This window comes from Bradyrhizobium sp. SZCCHNS30572 (genome assembly GCF_032484415.1).
Classification (GTDB): Bacteria; Pseudomonadota; Alphaproteobacteria; order Rhizobiales; family Xanthobacteraceae; genus Bradyrhizobium.
The window spans coordinates 321,921-337,999 of sequence record NZ_JAUESY010000010.1 but is presented as its reverse complement, the minus strand read 5'-3'; the positions used below and the strand labels follow the sequence as shown (position 1 = coordinate 337,999).

11 protein-coding genes and 1 pseudogene are annotated in these 16,079 nt (G+C 63.5%); 2 read left to right on the top strand and 10 right to left on the bottom strand.

The annotated features are described in order from the left end of the window. Position 1 precedes the first annotated feature (1 nt). Genes QX048_RS28670 through QX048_RS28660 form a run of 3 tightly spaced genes read right to left on the bottom strand, consistent with a single transcriptional unit; the run spans position 2 to position 3,796 of the window. Complete coding sequence (locus QX048_RS28670) at positions 2-1,459, bottom strand: MmgE/PrpD family protein (RefSeq protein WP_315749808.1); 1,458 nt, start codon at positions 1,457-1,459, stop codon at positions 2-4. Beyond that, complete coding sequence (locus QX048_RS28665) at positions 1,449-2,480, bottom strand: PdxA family protein (RefSeq protein WP_315827424.1); 1,032 nt, start codon at positions 2,478-2,480, stop codon at positions 1,449-1,451. Before QX048_RS28665 ends, QX048_RS28670 begins: the two co-directional genes overlap by 11 nt. Before the next feature lie 5 nt (positions 2,481-2,485). After that, a complete protein-coding gene (locus tag QX048_RS28660) occupies positions 2,486-3,796 on the bottom strand; it encodes a cation:dicarboxylate symporter family transporter (protein ID WP_315827423.1) in 1,311 nt (436 codons plus the stop codon). Between the two features lie 136 nt (positions 3,797-3,932). On the opposite strand from QX048_RS28660, the gene QX048_RS28655 reads away from it, so the two are divergent. Continuing rightward, positions 3,933-4,868, top strand: a complete 936-nt coding sequence (locus tag QX048_RS28655; RefSeq protein ID WP_315749806.1) for a LysR family transcriptional regulator — start codon at positions 3,933-3,935, stop codon at positions 4,866-4,868. A 273-nt stretch (positions 4,869-5,141) separates the two neighbouring features. Further along, positions 5,142-6,677 (top strand): PLP-dependent aminotransferase family protein, encoded by a 1,536-nt coding sequence (locus QX048_RS28650; protein WP_316200815.1) that lies wholly within the window; start codon positions 5,142-5,144, stop codon positions 6,675-6,677. 128 nt (positions 6,678-6,805) lie between these two features. Here the strand turns inward: QX048_RS28650 and QX048_RS28645 are convergent, their stop codons facing one another. The 7 genes and pseudogenes from QX048_RS28645 to QX048_RS28615 form a co-directional block, all read right to left on the bottom strand. Then, complete coding sequence (locus QX048_RS28645) at positions 6,806-7,450, bottom strand: FMN-binding negative transcriptional regulator (protein WP_316200814.1); 645 nt, start codon at positions 7,448-7,450, stop codon at positions 6,806-6,808. 70 nt (positions 7,451-7,520) lie between these two features. Continuing rightward, entirely contained in the window at positions 7,521-7,739 is a 219-nt protein-coding gene (locus tag QX048_RS28640) for a rubredoxin (RefSeq protein WP_316200813.1), read from the bottom strand. A 1,245-nt stretch (positions 7,740-8,984) separates the two neighbouring features. Then, complete coding sequence (locus QX048_RS28635) at positions 8,985-11,174, bottom strand: nuclease-related domain-containing protein (protein WP_316200812.1); 2,190 nt, start codon at positions 11,172-11,174, stop codon at positions 8,985-8,987. A gap of 120 nt (positions 11,175-11,294) precedes the next feature. After that, positions 11,295-11,578: pseudogene (locus tag QX048_RS28630) on the bottom strand (hypothetical protein). 36 nt (positions 11,579-11,614) lie between these two features. Continuing rightward, positions 11,615-12,475 (bottom strand): hypothetical protein, encoded by an 861-nt coding sequence (locus QX048_RS28625; protein WP_316200811.1) that lies wholly within the window; start codon positions 12,473-12,475, stop codon positions 11,615-11,617. A 287-nt stretch (positions 12,476-12,762) separates the two neighbouring features. Continuing rightward, on the bottom strand, positions 12,763-14,367 hold the full coding sequence (gene guaA / locus QX048_RS28620; protein ID WP_316200810.1) for a glutamine-hydrolyzing GMP synthase: 1,605 nt from the start codon (positions 14,365-14,367) through the stop codon (positions 12,763-12,765). Between the two features lie 402 nt (positions 14,368-14,769). Then, on the bottom strand, positions 14,770-16,071 hold the full coding sequence (locus QX048_RS28615; RefSeq protein WP_316200809.1) for an RsmB/NOP family class I SAM-dependent RNA methyltransferase: 1,302 nt from the start codon (positions 16,069-16,071) through the stop codon (positions 14,770-14,772). Positions 16,072-16,079: the final 8 nt, after the last annotated feature.

Sequence of the window (16,079 nt, the reverse complement as noted above, 5' to 3'; positions counted from 1 at the left end):
GTCAGGCCGACGCCGACATCTTCGCGATGTCGGCAGCATTCGACAGACTCTCGACATTCCAGCAGGCGTCCATGATCCGCCGGATCGACGCCGCCGGAACGATGCCGTCGGCGAGGTCCACGAACTTCGCCTCGAGCTGCTGGTCGGTCATCGGCACTTCCACGCTGCCGACGGCGTGCTCGATGCGGCGGCTGAGCTTCCGCCCATCCTTCAGCACGATCATCATCTCGACCTGCTCCGGCTTGATCTCGGGCGTGATGACCGGAATGACCTTGCCACGCAGCGACAGCACCGTCGGATCGGTTACCGCGCGATCGCTGAACTGCTTCTCTCCGCCCGCGCCTTCCACGATCGCCACGGCCACCGCATGAAAGATGCTGAACTTGCCCTCGAGCCCCTGCTGCGGCGTCTTCTTGCCGGTCAGCTCGAGCACGAGCGGATTGACCTTGAGATCGACGTGATCGATCTGGTCGCCCGTCAGCCTGTTCTCGTTGCGCAGCTGAATCGCGGCATCGATCGCCGGATGCAGCACGATGCCGCAGGCGAACGGCTTATAGGTGTTGAGCGCGGCTTCGTAACGCTTGCCGAGATCGCCGACGATCTCGCCATAGTCCTGCTTCGTGCTGATCGTGTTGGCCCAGCCGCGCTTCGCCTCGATCATCCCGTCCGACGACGTGAAGTTCTTCGACGCCAGAAGGCCGGCAAATATGCCGTTTGACGCCGCACGGCCGGGGTTGAAGCTCTTGTTCATGGACCCGAACGATTCGCGCAGGCCGACCGGCTGCGACGCGGCGAGGCCCAGCGCCCAGGTCATCTGCTGCTCGCTGAGCTTCAACAGCTTGCCGGCAGCCGCAGCCGCACCGAACACCCCGGCAGTCCCGGTGATGTGCCAGCCGACATCGTAGTGGTTCGGATAGACGGCGTTGCCGATCCTGCACTCGGTCTCGACACCGAGGACGAGCGCATTCAAGAACTCCTTTCCGGAGACCGGCTGCATTTCCGAGAGCGCAATGATCGCCGAAACCACCGGACCGGCCGGATGGATGATCGTCTTCAGATGGGTGTCGTCGAAATCGAAGATGTGGCTGGACACGCCGTTGATGAAGGCGGCGTTCATGATGTCGAACCGCTCGCGCCGGCCGAACAGCGACGCCTGCTGCGGGCCGGAGAACGGCGCCAACGCCGCGACCGCGATATCGACCGTTTCGTGTCGCGACCCGCCGATCGCGACGCCGACCCAGTTCAGCAGCGTCCTCACGCCTTCCTTGCGGACCTTGACCGGCAGAACATCATATCCCGCCGAGACGATGTACCGCGCAAGCGTACGCGTGATCTCCTTGGGCGGCGCCGCGGCGGGCGCCGCCGGTGCCTGAGCCTGTGCAAATGCCGTAGTCGCGCCGACCGCGGACAAGGGAAGAGCGGCGGCGGCCTGAAGCAGGGTCCTGCGATCAGTGTGCATGTGACATCTCCCGGGCTTTGAACGAGGCCAATTGCGCGGCGAGCCGGACCGCGCTTTCGAGCGCGCCGGTGTCTGCGACGCCCTTGCCGACGATGTCGAACGCCGTGCCGTGCGAGGGCGTGGTGAAGACGGTCTCGAGGCCGGCCGTGACGGTCACTCCGCGATTGAAGCCGCGCAGCTTCGTCGCGATCTGCCCCTGGTCATGATACATCGCGACGACGCTGTCGAACTCGCCGGCAAAGGCGCGAATGTAAACCGTATCCGCCGGATACGGACCGCTGCAGACAATGCCCTGTTTCGCAATCGCCTCCACCGTCGGCTTGATCATCTCGATCTCGTCGCGACCGAACAAGCCGCCCTCGCCGGCATGCGGATTCAGTGCGGCCACGGCGATCCGCGGCGCGGCGACTCCGGATCTCCGCATCATCCTGTCGACGAGGACCACCGCATCGGTGATCCGCGGCGGGCTGATGTCGTTCAGCGCCTCGCGCAGGGACTGGTGCCCGGTGACGCGCGACATCCATTGTCCATCCAACACGTTCATTTCAGAAAAATACGTACGGTGCCCGAGCAGGTCCGCGAACATCTTGTGCTCGTCCGGGTACCTCCAGCCGCCGTCGAACATCGCGCGCTTGTTCAAGGGCGCGAAGGTGATGGCATCGATCGCGCCGTCTTTGGCAAGATCGATCGCCCGCGACAGCGTCTCTCCGGTGAGCCGCCCGGACTCGGCGCTGGCCTTTCCGATCGGGTGCCTCGACGGGTCGGTGTTGCCGAGATCGATCAGCTGGATCTTGCCGGAAACCCAGGAAGCCTCGCTGGGTGAGCCGATCCGCTCGATATCGAAGCTCACGCCGGCATGCGCCATTCCCATCTCCAGCACGCGGGCATCGCCCACCACGACGAGGCGCGCCGCATCGGCCAGGCGGTGATCGGAGAGGATTCGCGCGGTCTGCTCAGGACCGATACCGGTGCAATCACCGGGAACCAGCGCCACGATCGGCAAGTCTTCACTGAGAACCATGGATCCTACTTTGCTGCTTTCATCTGGACGACCCGCCCCCAATCGTCGCGGTCGAATTCACCATCCCATTTCGCCACCACGATCGCGGCCACTGCGTTGCCGATGGTGTTGGTGACCGCGCGCGCCAGCGACATGAAGCGGTCGATTCCGAGCAATAGCGCGAGGCCTTCGACAGGCAGCCCGGCCGCAACGACGGTCGCCGCCAACGCGGCGAACGCTCCGCCCGTGACACCGGCTGCGCCCTTGCTGGTGAACAGCATCACGACAAACAGGCTCAACTGCTGCGCCGTGCTCAGCTCGATGCCGTAGACCTGCGCCACGAAGATCGTGCTCAGCGGCAATGTCAGCGCCACGCCGTCGAGATTGAAGGAGTAGCCGGACGGAATGACGAGACCGATCACGGCGCGTCCCACCCCCGCCCTTGGCAGCTTCTCCATCATTCCGGGAATCGCCGTCTCCGACGACGACGTTCCGAGCACGACGAGAAGCTCGGGGCGCAACAGCCGGAGCAGGTCCATCAGCCGGATGCCGACCAGACGGCAGATCATTCCCAGGACGACGAAGATGAAGAACGCCATCATCGCCCAGGCCGTCCCGACCAAGAGCGCGAGGGCGTACAATGTGGCGGCGCCGAATTTGCCGACCGTGAACGCCATGGCGCCGAAGGCCCCGATCGGTGCCAGCATGACGACGACATGGACCACGCTGAACACGAGCTCGGTCAACCGCTCCATGCCCGAGCGCAACGGCAGCGCCTTTTCGCCGAGCATCAGGAGGCCAATGCCGCACAGCAGCGCGAGCACGAGAACCTGAAGCACGTCGCCGCTGGCAAAGGCGCCGAAGAAGCTTTCGGGGATCATGTGCTGGACATAGGCCGACAACGAGCCGACATGGGTCTGCGCATAGCGGGCCACGGCTTCGGCCTGTTGCGGGGTGGCGTGCGCCACACCCGCGCCGGGCTGGACCCATCGCACCACGATGAAGCTGAACAGCAGGCAGAGCGTCGTGACGATTTCGAAATACAGGAAGGCCTTGAGTCCGATGCGCCCGACCGCCTTCATGTCGCCGACCTGCGCGATGCCGGTCACCACGACCAGGAACACCAGCGGCGCAATCGTGACCTTGATGAGCGAGATGAAGCCGTCGGCGAGCGGCTTGAATTCGAGTGCTGCAGCCGGAAACAGCGCGCCGACGAGTGCGCCGAGCACGGCGCCCGCCACGATCAGGACATAAGGCTCCCGCCAAAGCGAGCCGGCACGGGGCGCAGCAGCCTGCGTCGGGAGCGCCTCGGACAAAGGAGTCGTTGTGATCGTCAATTCCGTGTCCTCCCGCCTCGCGCTCTTTGGCGCTGCAAACAGCGTCTCCGCGGCCCTTATCTTTGGCCTGACATTGGACCAGCCGGTGCCGCGGTGCTAATGCCGTATTGGAATAATTCAATAACGAGCTGGCATCATGGACCTGAGCTGGATCGAGGATTTCCTCGCCATTGCGGAGGACGGCGGCTTCTCCCGCGCAGCGCTGCGCCGGCACGTGACGCAGCCGGCCTTGAGCCGGCGGATCAAGTCGCTGGAAGCGTGGCTTGGAGCGCCTCTGTTCGAGCGCAGCACGCATGTCGTGAAGCTGACGCCGGCGGGGGAGAGTTTTCGTCCGGTGGCGGAGGACGTCATTCGCAGGCTGTCAAACGGCCGCGAGGAGGCCCTGGAAGCGGCGCGCCTCAAGGCCGAGACGGTTCAATTCGTCGCCACCCACGCACTGTCGCAGACGTTCTTTCCGGACTGGATCCGCCGGGTCGACCGCGCGCGATCCGGATCCGCCGTTCAGCTCGTGGCGTCGAACTTCGCCGGGTGTGAGAAGCTCCTGCTCGAGGCCCATGCGCATTTCATGCTGGCGCATTACCATCCATCGCTCGCCAGCCGTCTAAATAACGATCGCTTTCAGCGCATCGACCTCGCCGACGATGTCCTGGTCCCGATCAGCGCGACCGGTTACAAGGCCGTCACGCGCAGCGGTCGCCGCCGACAATCGATGCCGCGGTTTGCGCTGCCTGGCTCCGCGGACAAACCGCTGCCCTATCTCGCCTATCATCCGGGTTCAGGCGTGGGCCGCATCGTGACCGCCTTCCTCGCGACGAAGCAGCCGAGCGCCATGCTGCTCCCCAGCTTCTCAGCACCGGTGATGCTGCTCATCAACATGGCCCGAGAAGGCCGCGGGATCACCTGGGCTCCACGCAGCCTGGTCGAGCTCGATCTCCAGAGCGGCCGATTGGTGAGAGCCGGCCCCAAGGACTGGGACATCAAGATCAGCATATGCCTCATCCGCGCGCGGGCGCGGATGATCCATGCCGCTGAGAGTCTTTGGAGCACGGCAAGGAAGCTGGCAGCGACTTAGCCAATTGGCGAAGATGGCGGCATAGCCAGCGTTGCTGGTCAGCCCACGCAGGGCTTCGGCGTCGCGCTCCATCTCCGCATGTCCAGCGCCTCTTCGACCCGCTACCAGCGGCAGGTTCCGGTATGCGAATTCGTAGCCCGATACCCTGATCGAGGTTCTTTCTCAGTTCAGACCTACGCAAACCCTCGCAATTGGAGCGAATCCGACACCGGCGTCTGGAACTGATCTATTGTTTGGTCCAAGATTCGGGAGAACAGTTGGACCAGAGAACCGATGGCACGACGCCGAACCATCATCGCAATTCCCTCGCTGGGCTCGCTCGACCGGACTGCCGGCCGCGTTGGATACCAACTGACTCAAGCGCTTCGCGAGGCGATATCGAAGGGGATCCTGAAGCCTGGCGAGCGACTGCCATCCACTCGCGCCCTTGCCAATTCATTGCAGCTCGCGAGAGGAACCGTCATCGAGGCGTTTCATCAGCTCCATGCAGAAGGCTACCTCGAGGCCCGGGCCAGAGGCAGCACGATCGTCGCGAACGTCAATGCCGACACCGATTTGATGACCCGCGCTCCGGCGTTGATCGAACGCGCAGACCCCAGTCCTCTGTTGCCGGAGAAAGTCGCCCGTCTGGCTGAGGTCGCGCGGTCTCTCCGGCCTCAAGACCCGGCGCCGTTTGCGATTGCTCATCCCGCGGGTGCAGTTGCCCCCGGCGACCAATGGCGACGGCTTGGCAATCGTGTCCGGGCTCTGCGGGCAGCCGCCCCGTCGGGCTACATTGATCCGAAAGGAGTACCCGATTTGCGGATCGCAATTGCCGAATATGCACGGAAGGCTCGGGGCGTGAAATGCGAGCCCGATCAGGTCATCGTTACGGCGGGCACGCAACAGGGGCTTTTCATATCGGCGACCGTTCTTCTCTCTGACGGCGATGCCGTGTGGGCCGAAGACCCGGCCTACCCCGGCATCATCGCCGTGCTCGAAAACTTCAATGTCCGGACGTTCCGGATTCCCGTGGATGATCAGGGCATCGACGTCCAAGACGGTCTCGTCCAGTGCCCGAACGCCCGGGTCGCTTTCGTCACACCTTCGCATCAGTATCCGTTGGGCATGCCCATGAGCATGGCGAGACGCACCGCGTTGCTGTCGTGGGCGCGGCAGAACAATGCCTGGATTGTCGAAGACGACTACGACAGCGAACTTCGCTACGCCGGACATCCATTTCCATCGTTGCAGGGACTTGATCCCGCGCGCGTCGTGTACCTTGGGACGATGAGTAAGGTCTTGTTCTCCTCGATGAGGATCGGATATGCGATCGTTCCCCCTCCCCTGGTCGACGCGTTCGCTGGCGCGCGCGCCCTCATCGATCGCCATTCGCCGGCGGTCGACCAGCACGTCCTCGCGCAGTACATGCGCGAAGGCCATTTCGAAGCCCACATCCGGCGCATTCGCGGCGCTTACGCAGAACGACGCGCCGCCCTGATCTCCGCCCTTGTCAAGGACCTACCGTCCTGGGCAACGCTGCAGCCGAGCGACCAGGGCATGCACCTGTTACTCTGGCTTCCGCCCGGCCTCGACGATGTCGCGGTTGCGGAGCAGGCGCACAAAGCGGGGCTGGTGGTGCGACCGATCTCGCCCATGTACCATGCGACCCCGCCTCGTGGCGGACTCATGCTCGGGTTCGGCGGCTTTTCGATTGCGGAGCTACAGTCCGCCGTCGTCCGCCTCAGAGGCGTCCTCGATGCATTCGTCGCAGCCAAGGGGACGGCTCGCCCATCCAAGCCCGCGCCGCTGACGGCGGTCAGATCGTGAGACAGTCGCTCATGCTCACACCGGCGCGCCGGACGTCCCCTCGCCCCGCGTGGGGACGCTGACAAATACTGACAAATACGACGGCTGGATCGCTCGCGCGCTGCTCTTATCGCCTGATTGCCGCGTCTCTACTCCTGGCTTGCCTTGACGGCTGCGGCCGCCAGCATGGCGTCTCCGATGAGATGCTCGCCTCGTTCTTTCAAGGCCTCGCCTGCGGAGCGTATGTCCCGCACCTCCTTGTTCTGGCTCAGCTTGGATTTTCCGACCAGGTTCGTGATTGCGATCTCCAGCCCGACGATCGCCTTGAGCATCGTGTCGATATAGTCCTTCGGACCGTCAGTCATCTTCCAAGGGACCGGTTGAGACGCTTCATGCTTCCGTGTCAAACGGGCGACATTGCCGCGCACGTAACGTTCGTCGTCGTGAATGGTCACGCGCCCGTACGCATGCGCGACGAGATAGTTCCAGCTCGGCACCTGCTTGTGGAAATCCTGCTTGCTCGGGTACCATTGAGGGGAGATATAAGCGTCAGACGCGCGGAACACCACGAGCACCTCAGCGCCAGTGTCCAGATCCCGCCACACCGGGTTCGCGCGCGCCACGTGGCAGTGCAACTTTCCCCACTGCCCCTGCGCTCGGTTCAGCTCGAACGGAATATGATTGGCGTCCAAGCCGCCCTTGCCGTGCGTGATCAAAATGCCAAGCGGATTCTTTTCGATCAGATCGCAGAGCATCTCAGGACGGGCTTCGTCGAAGTGCGAGGGAACGTACATTGCAACTCCTTCGGCAGGAAGAGAACGTCACGTCACCGTTGACGCTCACGCAGCCATTGTCAGGATTTGTTCAGACCTCGACCATCGCGAAGTCGCTCTTGCCTGCACCACAGTCGGGGCAGATCCAATCTTCGGACACGTCCTGCCAACGCGTGCCGGGTGGAATGCCGTCGTCGGGCCATCCGTCGCGTTCATTGTAGACGAGTCCGCAGAGCAGGCATGTCCAACTCTTGTAGACGGGCGCCTCAGCGGTCGTTGCGGAGTTCGGGTGAGCGCTGTCCTTGCTCATGATGGCTTGCCCTTGTGTCAGGAGGCGGTTCACGAGCGATTTAGGCCAGGCCTGCCCCATTCAACAGGGCCAGTTCTTGGCATTATCACTGGACCAGAATTGTCCTTAGTGAGACGGCTCGCCAGCTCCGTGCGGGCCGGCCGGTCCAACACGGCAGCTACCGGCCTCCACGAGCGGCGGGTAAAGTCCTCCAGGCTGCGGTGCCACGCGATCAGGAACTGATCACAGCCCTCTAGATTGTACCCGCCCGGGCGGCAGACTCGATGCTTTGCCTGAAGATGAGCTGCTCGTCGCCATTGTCGATTTGCCGAGCGGGAGCTTTCCTGCATGATCCCCTCGCCGGACCGCTCTCGGTGGCGTGCTCAAACGTCGCCCTGACGGCCGGGCCGACCTCAACTGATCGACAATCCCGCAACGCCCGCAAAGGCAGACAAGATCGGTGGCGCGGCCGCGCCCTGGCGACGCCGCCGCGCAGTGCTTTGACGCCACTGGATAGACGGCAGATCACCCTGCGACTGTCCACCTGATCAGGACATCGCACGGGTGCGTTGTATACGTTTCAAACAGCGGGTATGGCTGAGCCGTCTCGCGGCGGACTACGCCCGAGTTGTGTCCTGAGTGAACCTCTTCGTCCGAAGAAGAGGCGCAGGGAAGACCGGGTATCGGCTGACACCCGCGGTCCGCGTGCAGCAAAAAGCACGCGGCAGAACCACAGGTTCAGCCCAATATCCGGCCTTCCCTGCGCGACGGTTTGACGGGTTATAGGCGCTCTCCCCGGGGACCGGCTGTCTTGCCCCCGTCACCAGCGGATCATCATCCCCACCGGCTTGGTCTCAGCGTCGGGAGACCAGGACCACGCCACTTCGCCGTCGCCTCGCTCCGTTCGTCGGCACGGGCTTTTGACACCCGGCTGCGGAGCAACGCGCCCGTCGCCTCTCCGGCTCGACGCTTCATGACGATCGCGAAACGTCCCTCTTCAGCGAGCCGGGATGCGCGAGAATGTGGAGGTGATTTGCCCGACGTGACAAGGGAGAACTGCGCGACAAACTGGCACGACGGGCAGTTGGCGCATGCGGTGCATGCGCGGATTGCCCGTCGGGCAGATGATCACTTGGACGACGACGGGGTGTCCGTCGATGGCTTTCACCGTCTTTAAGTCGCGAGCAACTTGCTCAATCGCAGCGAGGGGAGCGGAGGAGTTTCGCGTCACCGTAAACTCCCCACCGTAACTCCCGCTTGTCCGCCTCACTCGTCAAGGACCGACGGATCGACCGTAAGGGCGCGCCCGCGGCGCTTCCCGACTTTCTTGCGTAGCCGCCCTGCCCGCCGGGAAATGTCCATGATCTCCTTGAGGACGGCGTCCGCGTCCACGCCAACGGCCTCGCAGGCGGAACGCGTAGTCATGGGCTTGCGCGTGATCTCCGGCGCGACTACCGCCTCTGATTGCGAGATGGCGAAGTCAACCTGAGACATGTCGAGGTGCTCGACGGATAACTTCAAGGGGAACGGTTCGGCGAGCGCCTGCCGAAGATCCGCCGCCGACGGCCTATCTCCTTTCCAGAACTTTTTGAGCGCCGTGCGATGCAGAAGCGTCGCGTTCCCAATGCGGTGCGGCACCTTCACCCGAAAGTATTCCTGCTCCAGAAACCGGATCAGCGTCGAGGCATCTGTAAAATAGACCCCGTCGATTGGCTCAAGCCTTGAATAAGGCAAAGAATGCAGCACGCATGCGATGACTGCCTTCCCGACGTGTTGCGGACCCAGCTCCTTTTCAACGATATCGGGATAAGTCCGAAGCGCATCGGCTAACCGTGCCGCCTGCTTGGCTTGGCTCCTTACCTCTAAGTCAAAGTAATACACTGACACGGGATCATTGCCCGACAGACTGCGGTTCTTGCATTCGAACACAAAGATAGTGTCGTCCCACACCAACACCGCGTCGTATTCGAATGTCTGACCGTCCCGCGTCGCTGTGAAGGCATAGACGTCGAGATTATTCCTTTTGAGTACATCGCGGATATGCGTTTCGAACGCCTTTCCCTTGGCACCCAGTTCTTCGTTGCGGTTGGAAAGATTGGAGAGGACCGCAAGCGGCATGTTTCCGTCGATAACCCCAGGCGAGAACAAGATGATTTTGCCGTCTTGCATTCGGATCAACGGGCAATCGAACATATCGCGGCTAGAGCGATGCAACACGGTCAGCGCAATGAAGCGCTTCGCTTGGCTTCGTTCAAGGCCGCAACGCTCCAGAATATCGAGCAAGTCTTCTTCCAAATAGACGAGCATCAACGCATCGCCCGACACGCCGTTCTTGCGAGCTTGCTCCTGTCCCAGCGCCTTCAGGACCGCGTAGCCCCGCAGCCACTCCAGCAAGCGCAACCCGCCCGGCTGGGATGTATCATCGACAATCGCATACCCAAGGATTTCGGACAGAGAGACGCCGGCATGAATTTCCTCCGGCGAGACAAATTGATCCGGAGGCAGCTTCGCGCCCGCATCGATACCGACGCTCAAATCCGAGATGCGGTGCTCAACATCCATCTCCATGAACGTCTGTAGCAAACGGTCCTTCAACCTTTCGTTAGCAAGAAAATCGTAAACTTCTCTCTCCGAGAGGCCGCCTTCTGCCGGGATGTACCGAAGGATGGCTTCGACCCGCGGATCGAGATCGGGCGGACGTTGCGCCCCTCTCAAGGTCCGGATTTCGCCGTCAAGATAGCGCCGGCGCTTTTCCAGCCGCTGCCAGTTCCGCCAGTACAGCGCCATAACCTGCGTAGCGCCGGACTGAAATCGCTCCTGTTCCCCGACCTTGGGCAAGGTTGGCAGTACGACGACATCGTCGTTAAACCAGTTATTTTTATATGCCTCCATGATCACCGTCATGGTCACAGATGCCGACAGACCTTCGACCACGGCGTCAGCCGACACCACGTTTCCATCATCGTCCCGAATCCCGGCAGCCGCCATGAGTTCAAGACTCTTGGTCGCGTTCAATGCCGCCTGCTGCCGCTTGAGAACATCTGCGTATTCGTGGCAGGCGCGGTTAATGCAGGCTGCAACCCTAACATCGGCGGGCTGCTTGCCGATAGCGCATTGGTCGAGGACGTGCAGGATCGACCGGTACCCGTGTTCAATCAGCTTGACTACAGACCGAACCGCGGTCACCTTATCGGGGGCATTGGGGCCGACTTTATCCCGCACGTAGTTTGCAAGCTCGGTGAAAAACGTCTCCCGCTTCTTCTCGAAACCCTTTCGGGGATACTTCGCGATCCAATCCGAAAAGCGACGGATGTGGCCGCAAAGGTCGACAACGTCGTCCATCGTAAGTGCGATCGGGTCAAGATGCGCCTTAAGCTTTGGCCAATCGACGTCCTTCAGCGCCTCTTTTACCAAGTCTTCACGGAGCCTTTGAGTTTCGGAGATCGCTTCAGTCATTTGGTCATCATCCAAAATGGCAAGTTTGCGCGTCGCAATTTGCGCTTCAATTTAACGTTGATTATCGGCATACCCGAAGGAAATTTCGGTGACGCTGCACTTCAAGTTGGAATCCGCCCACTAAACTCTAAACTTCCCATTTGAATCAACCGCGACCATTCCGCTACTTCGCGCATCACCGACCAGGCGAGGATCGATCCCACCGATCAGATCCGAGCGAAACGTCTCAGCGGCGCCATCGCGGCCATTGTGTGTCGCAACGTGCTGACGTTCGATCGGAGTGAAACGATGCTGCCCAGCACCGCGCTGAGAAGCAAGCCGCCGCCGACATAGATCAGGATGATCTTTCGACACCGCTCAGCGACCTCAGCAAGCTCCTTAAGGCGCGCCTCGATTCGGGATATCTGTCAGCTCCTGCCCGCTGCGGAAATGAGCACCTCTCAGCGCGAAAGCCGCCCGTCCGGTAGGATGAAATGTGCACGGACCGCCGTGACCCGCTCGAAGCCCGCGACGCTTGCGGCCTCCGAAATCACGCCCACGAGCCTCCAGCCCCAGGCGCCATCGGCGAAGATCGGCGCAAGCATCGGGCCGCCCGAGATGCCGCCCAGGTCATAGCCCTCCGGCGGCAATCCCGCCCCGCGAACATCCATCCAATATCCACGCTCAAGCTGACAGCAGAGCTGGTGGTCCGTGAAGCTGGTCAGGGGTGTTAAGGCGCTGTGAAGGCCGAACACCATCGCATGCGGCCCTACCGCATCGCGCTCGCATCCCGGAAAGCCGCCGAAGAACACGCCCTCATTTGGCTTGTTTGGCGGTAGCGGCCACGCACCATCCGTACCCTGCACGATCTTCTTGCCCGTAGCCGCGATCTCCTCGGGCGTGACCTTAAAGGTTGCGATGTCGAGCCCAAGATCCTTCCCGTGGGCGATCAAGCGCTCCTCGGGGTTGAAGGAGATATTGGCGATCTGGCAGCTTCGGATGCGCCGCGTCCGGTGATCCTCGACGAATTGCTCGAATACATGCGCCGCCGTGACCGCGAAAGGCCCGCGTCCGCAATCGAGGAAGAACATCGAGCCCTGCCGGGGCATAAACGGTGTCTGTAGCACCTTCGACTGATAGCGCCACACGAACCAGGTGACATGTTCTCCGCCACTATTGATCATCCGCCGCCCGAATTCCTGCATCTCGGGCGATTTCCTCTCTTCCTCGCTGAGCCTGCTCAGGTATTCCGGCGTGAAAGGCTGCGGCGGCTCGGAAGGCGCAAGCTCCTCGGGTGCGGTGGGGATGATCAGGCGGGTCATCCCGCAATCAGATAGGAACAGGAAGCAGCGACACAAGCGCCGTCAGGGGTGGCCGACCTTCCGCCCGGGAAAATCCCAGTCAGCAGGCCGGCACTCCAAACTGCCATACGGAAGCCGCTCCTTCGGCTTCAGCTTCAATCCGCTTTGCATCCAGCTCTCTTGCTCGCGCAAGCGAAAAACCCGGCGCGTCCAGACTTCCCGAAAATGACGGTCTCGCGCCGTCCATTGAGGCGATGGTCCAGGGCAAAGGGCACTGATCGCTTCGGATGCTCGCGGGTGGGTTTGAATCACTCCCACTCAATCGTCCCCGGCGGCTTTGACGTCACGTCGTACACCACCCTGTTCACGCCCTTCACCTCGTTGATGATGCGCGTCGCGGTGTTGCCCAGGAACTTCATATCGAACGGATAGAAATCCGCGGTCATGCCGTCCGTCGAGGTGACCGCGCGCAAGCCGACGACGTAGTCGTAGGTGCGGCCGTCGCCCATGACGCCGACGGTCTTGACGGGGAGCAGCACGGCGAAGGCCTGCCAGATGGTGTCGTAGAGGCCGGCTTTGCGGATCTCGTCGATGTAGATGGCGTCGGCCTTGCGCAGGATGTCGAGCTTGTCGACGGTGATCTCGCCGGGGCAGCGGATGGCGAGGCCGGGGCCCGGGAACGGGTGGCGGCCGACGAACACGTCGGGCAGGCCGAGCTCGCGGCCGAGCACGCGGACCTCGTCCTTGAACAGCTCGCGCAACGGCTCGACCAGCTTCATGTTCATGCGCGCCGGGAGGCCGCCGACATTGTGGTGCGACTTGATCGTCACCGACGGGCCGCCGGTGAAGGAGACGCTCTCGATCACGTCGGGATAGAGCGTGCCCTGCGCCAGGAAATCGGCGCCGCCGATCTTCTTCGCTTCCGCCTCGAACACGTCGATGAAGAGGCGTCCGATCGTCTTGCGCTTCGCTTCCGGGTCGGTGACGCCTGCGAGCTCGCCGAGGAAGAGTTTTGACGCGTCCACGTGCACCAGCGGGATGTTGTAGTGGTGCCGGAACAGATCGACGACGGTCTCGGCCTCGTTGAGCCTGAGCAGGCCGTGGTCGACGAACACGCAGGTGAGCTGGTCGCCGATCGCCTCGTGGATCAGCACCGCGGCAACGGCGGAATCGACGCCGCCGGAGAGGCCGCAGATCACCTTGCCCTTACCAACTTGCGCGCGGATCTTCTTGATCTCCTCCGCGCGGAAGGCGTGCATGGTCCAGTCGCCGCCGAGGCCGGCGATGTTGCGGACGAAGTTGCGGATCAGCTTGGCGCCGTCGGGCGTGTGCACCACCTCGGGGTGGAACATCAGGCCGTAGTACTTGCGCGCCTCGTCCTGGATCACGGCGAACGGCGCGTTCGGCGACACGCCGGCGACGGAGAAGCCCGGTGGCATCTGCGTGATGCGGTCGCCATGGCTCATCCACACCTGATGCTGCTCGCCCGGCTGCCAGACGCCGTCGAACAGCAGGCTTGATGTTTTGACCTCGACGTCGGCGCGGCCGAACTCGCGGTGGTGACCACCCTCGACGGTGCCGCCGAGCTGGGCAGCCATCGTCATCTGGCCGTAGCAGATGCCCATCACTGGGACGCCGGAGTCGAAGATCAGTTGCGGAGCGCGCGGCGAGCCTTCCTCGTGGACGGACTCAGGGCCGCCGGAGAGGATGACGGCCTTAGGCCTCATCTGCCGGAAGGCGGCCTCCGCCTTCTGGAACGGCACGATCTCGCAATACACGCCGTCCTCGCGCACCCGGCGCGCGATCAGCTGCGTGACCTGGCTGCCGAAATCGACGATCAGGATCTTGTCGTGGAGCGCGGCCACCGAGGTGTCAGTGGCGGCGCTGGCGGGGGTGTTGGGCTGGGCTGTCATGGCAAGGAATTACGCCGAGAGCACGAGTCCCGCAACCCTTCGCCGGGGTTGACGCCCTTTCCTCCCCGTCATTCCGGGGCGCGCGGAGCGCGAGCCCGGAATCCATAACCACGACCGGGAGTATGGATTCCGGGCCCGCGCCAAGGGGCGCGTCCCGGAATGACAGCGTGCTTGTGGCAACGCCGTCATGCCCCGCGAAGGCGGGGTATCCAGTGCGCCGCGGCGTCTCGGTCGGCCACGACCGGCGGGTGGATTACTGGGTCCCCCGCTTTCGCAGAGGACGACGGTGGAGGATGCCGCGGCTGCCTCCTCCGTCATTGCGAGCGCAGCGAAGCAATCCAGAATCTCGCGCGCAGCCCTGGATTGCTTCGCTTCGCTCGCAATGACGGCGGTGGGTGGAGTTTAGGCCTGCTTCTTCAGCACCGACACGAAGAAGCCGTCGGTGCCGGTGCGGCGGGGGGTCATCAGCCAGCCCTCCTCCGACTTCAGCGCGGCCTCGGCGAAGGCCTCGGCCTTGTCCCAGAGGACGGTGGCGGTCTGGTCGGGCGGCTGGATGGCGAATTCCGGGTGCCGGCCTAAGAAGGCGCGGACCTGGTCGCCGTTCTCCGGCTGCAGCACCGAGCAGGTGATGTAGGCGATGCGGCCGCCGGGCTTGACCAAGCCCGCAGCCCGATCAAGCACTTCGGCCTGGTCCTTCAGGCGGATCTCGAGCGCGCCGGGGCGCATGCGCCATTTGGCGTCGGGGTTGCGGCGCCAGGTGCCGGTTCCCGTGCAGGGCGCATCAATGACGACCAGATCGGCGGACGCCTTGATGTCGGCGAGCGGATCGGCGTCGCCCTTCGGGCTGCGGACGTCGGCATTATGGACGCCGGCGCGCGACAGCCGCTCGTGGATGGGGGCGAGCTGGCGCTTGTCGTGGTCGGTGGCGATCAGGCGGCCCTTGCCGCCCATCATCGCCGCCAGCGCCAAGGTCTTGCCGCCGGCGCCGGCGCAGAGGTCGATCACCTGCTCGCCGGGCTTGGCCGCGGTGAACAGCGCCGCGAGCTGCGAGCCCTCGTCCTGGACCTCGATCGCGCCCTTGATGAAATCCTCCTCGGCATGGATTCCGGGATTGCGGGCGTCGGCACCGAGCGTGATGCGCAGGCCGATCGGCGACCACGGCGTCGGCACCGCGCCGAGATGCTTCAGCGAGGCCTGCACCTTGTCGCGCTTGGCCTTCAGCGTGTTGACGCGCAGGTCGAGCGGCGCGCGGCTGGCCATCGCCATGGCCTCCGCGACGCGGTCGTCGCCGAACACCGCAGTGAGATACGGGTCGAGCCAGTCGGGATAGTCGCCGGCGACCGGCGGCGGCGCGCCCTCGGTCGTGCGCGAGGCCAGCGCGGTCTCCTCCTGCGCGGTCAAGGGCGGCGGCGCGAAGCGGCTGCCGTCGCACATCGCCGCGATGGTCGGCACATCGAGGCCGCGCTCGAGCTTGAGCATGCCGAGCACCCGCGCCCGCGCCGTGTCGTCCTCCATGACATAGGCGCTGGAGGCACGGCGGCGCAGCACGTCCCAGACCAGGCCCGCGATGGCGGCACGGTCGCCGGAGCCGGCGAAGCGGTGGCTGGTGCCCCAGTCCTTCAAGGCCTTGGCCGCCGGCGCCCTCTGGGCCTCGATGGTCTCGATGATGTCGATGGCGGCGGACAGCCGGGCGGCGGGGGTCATTCAGGAGG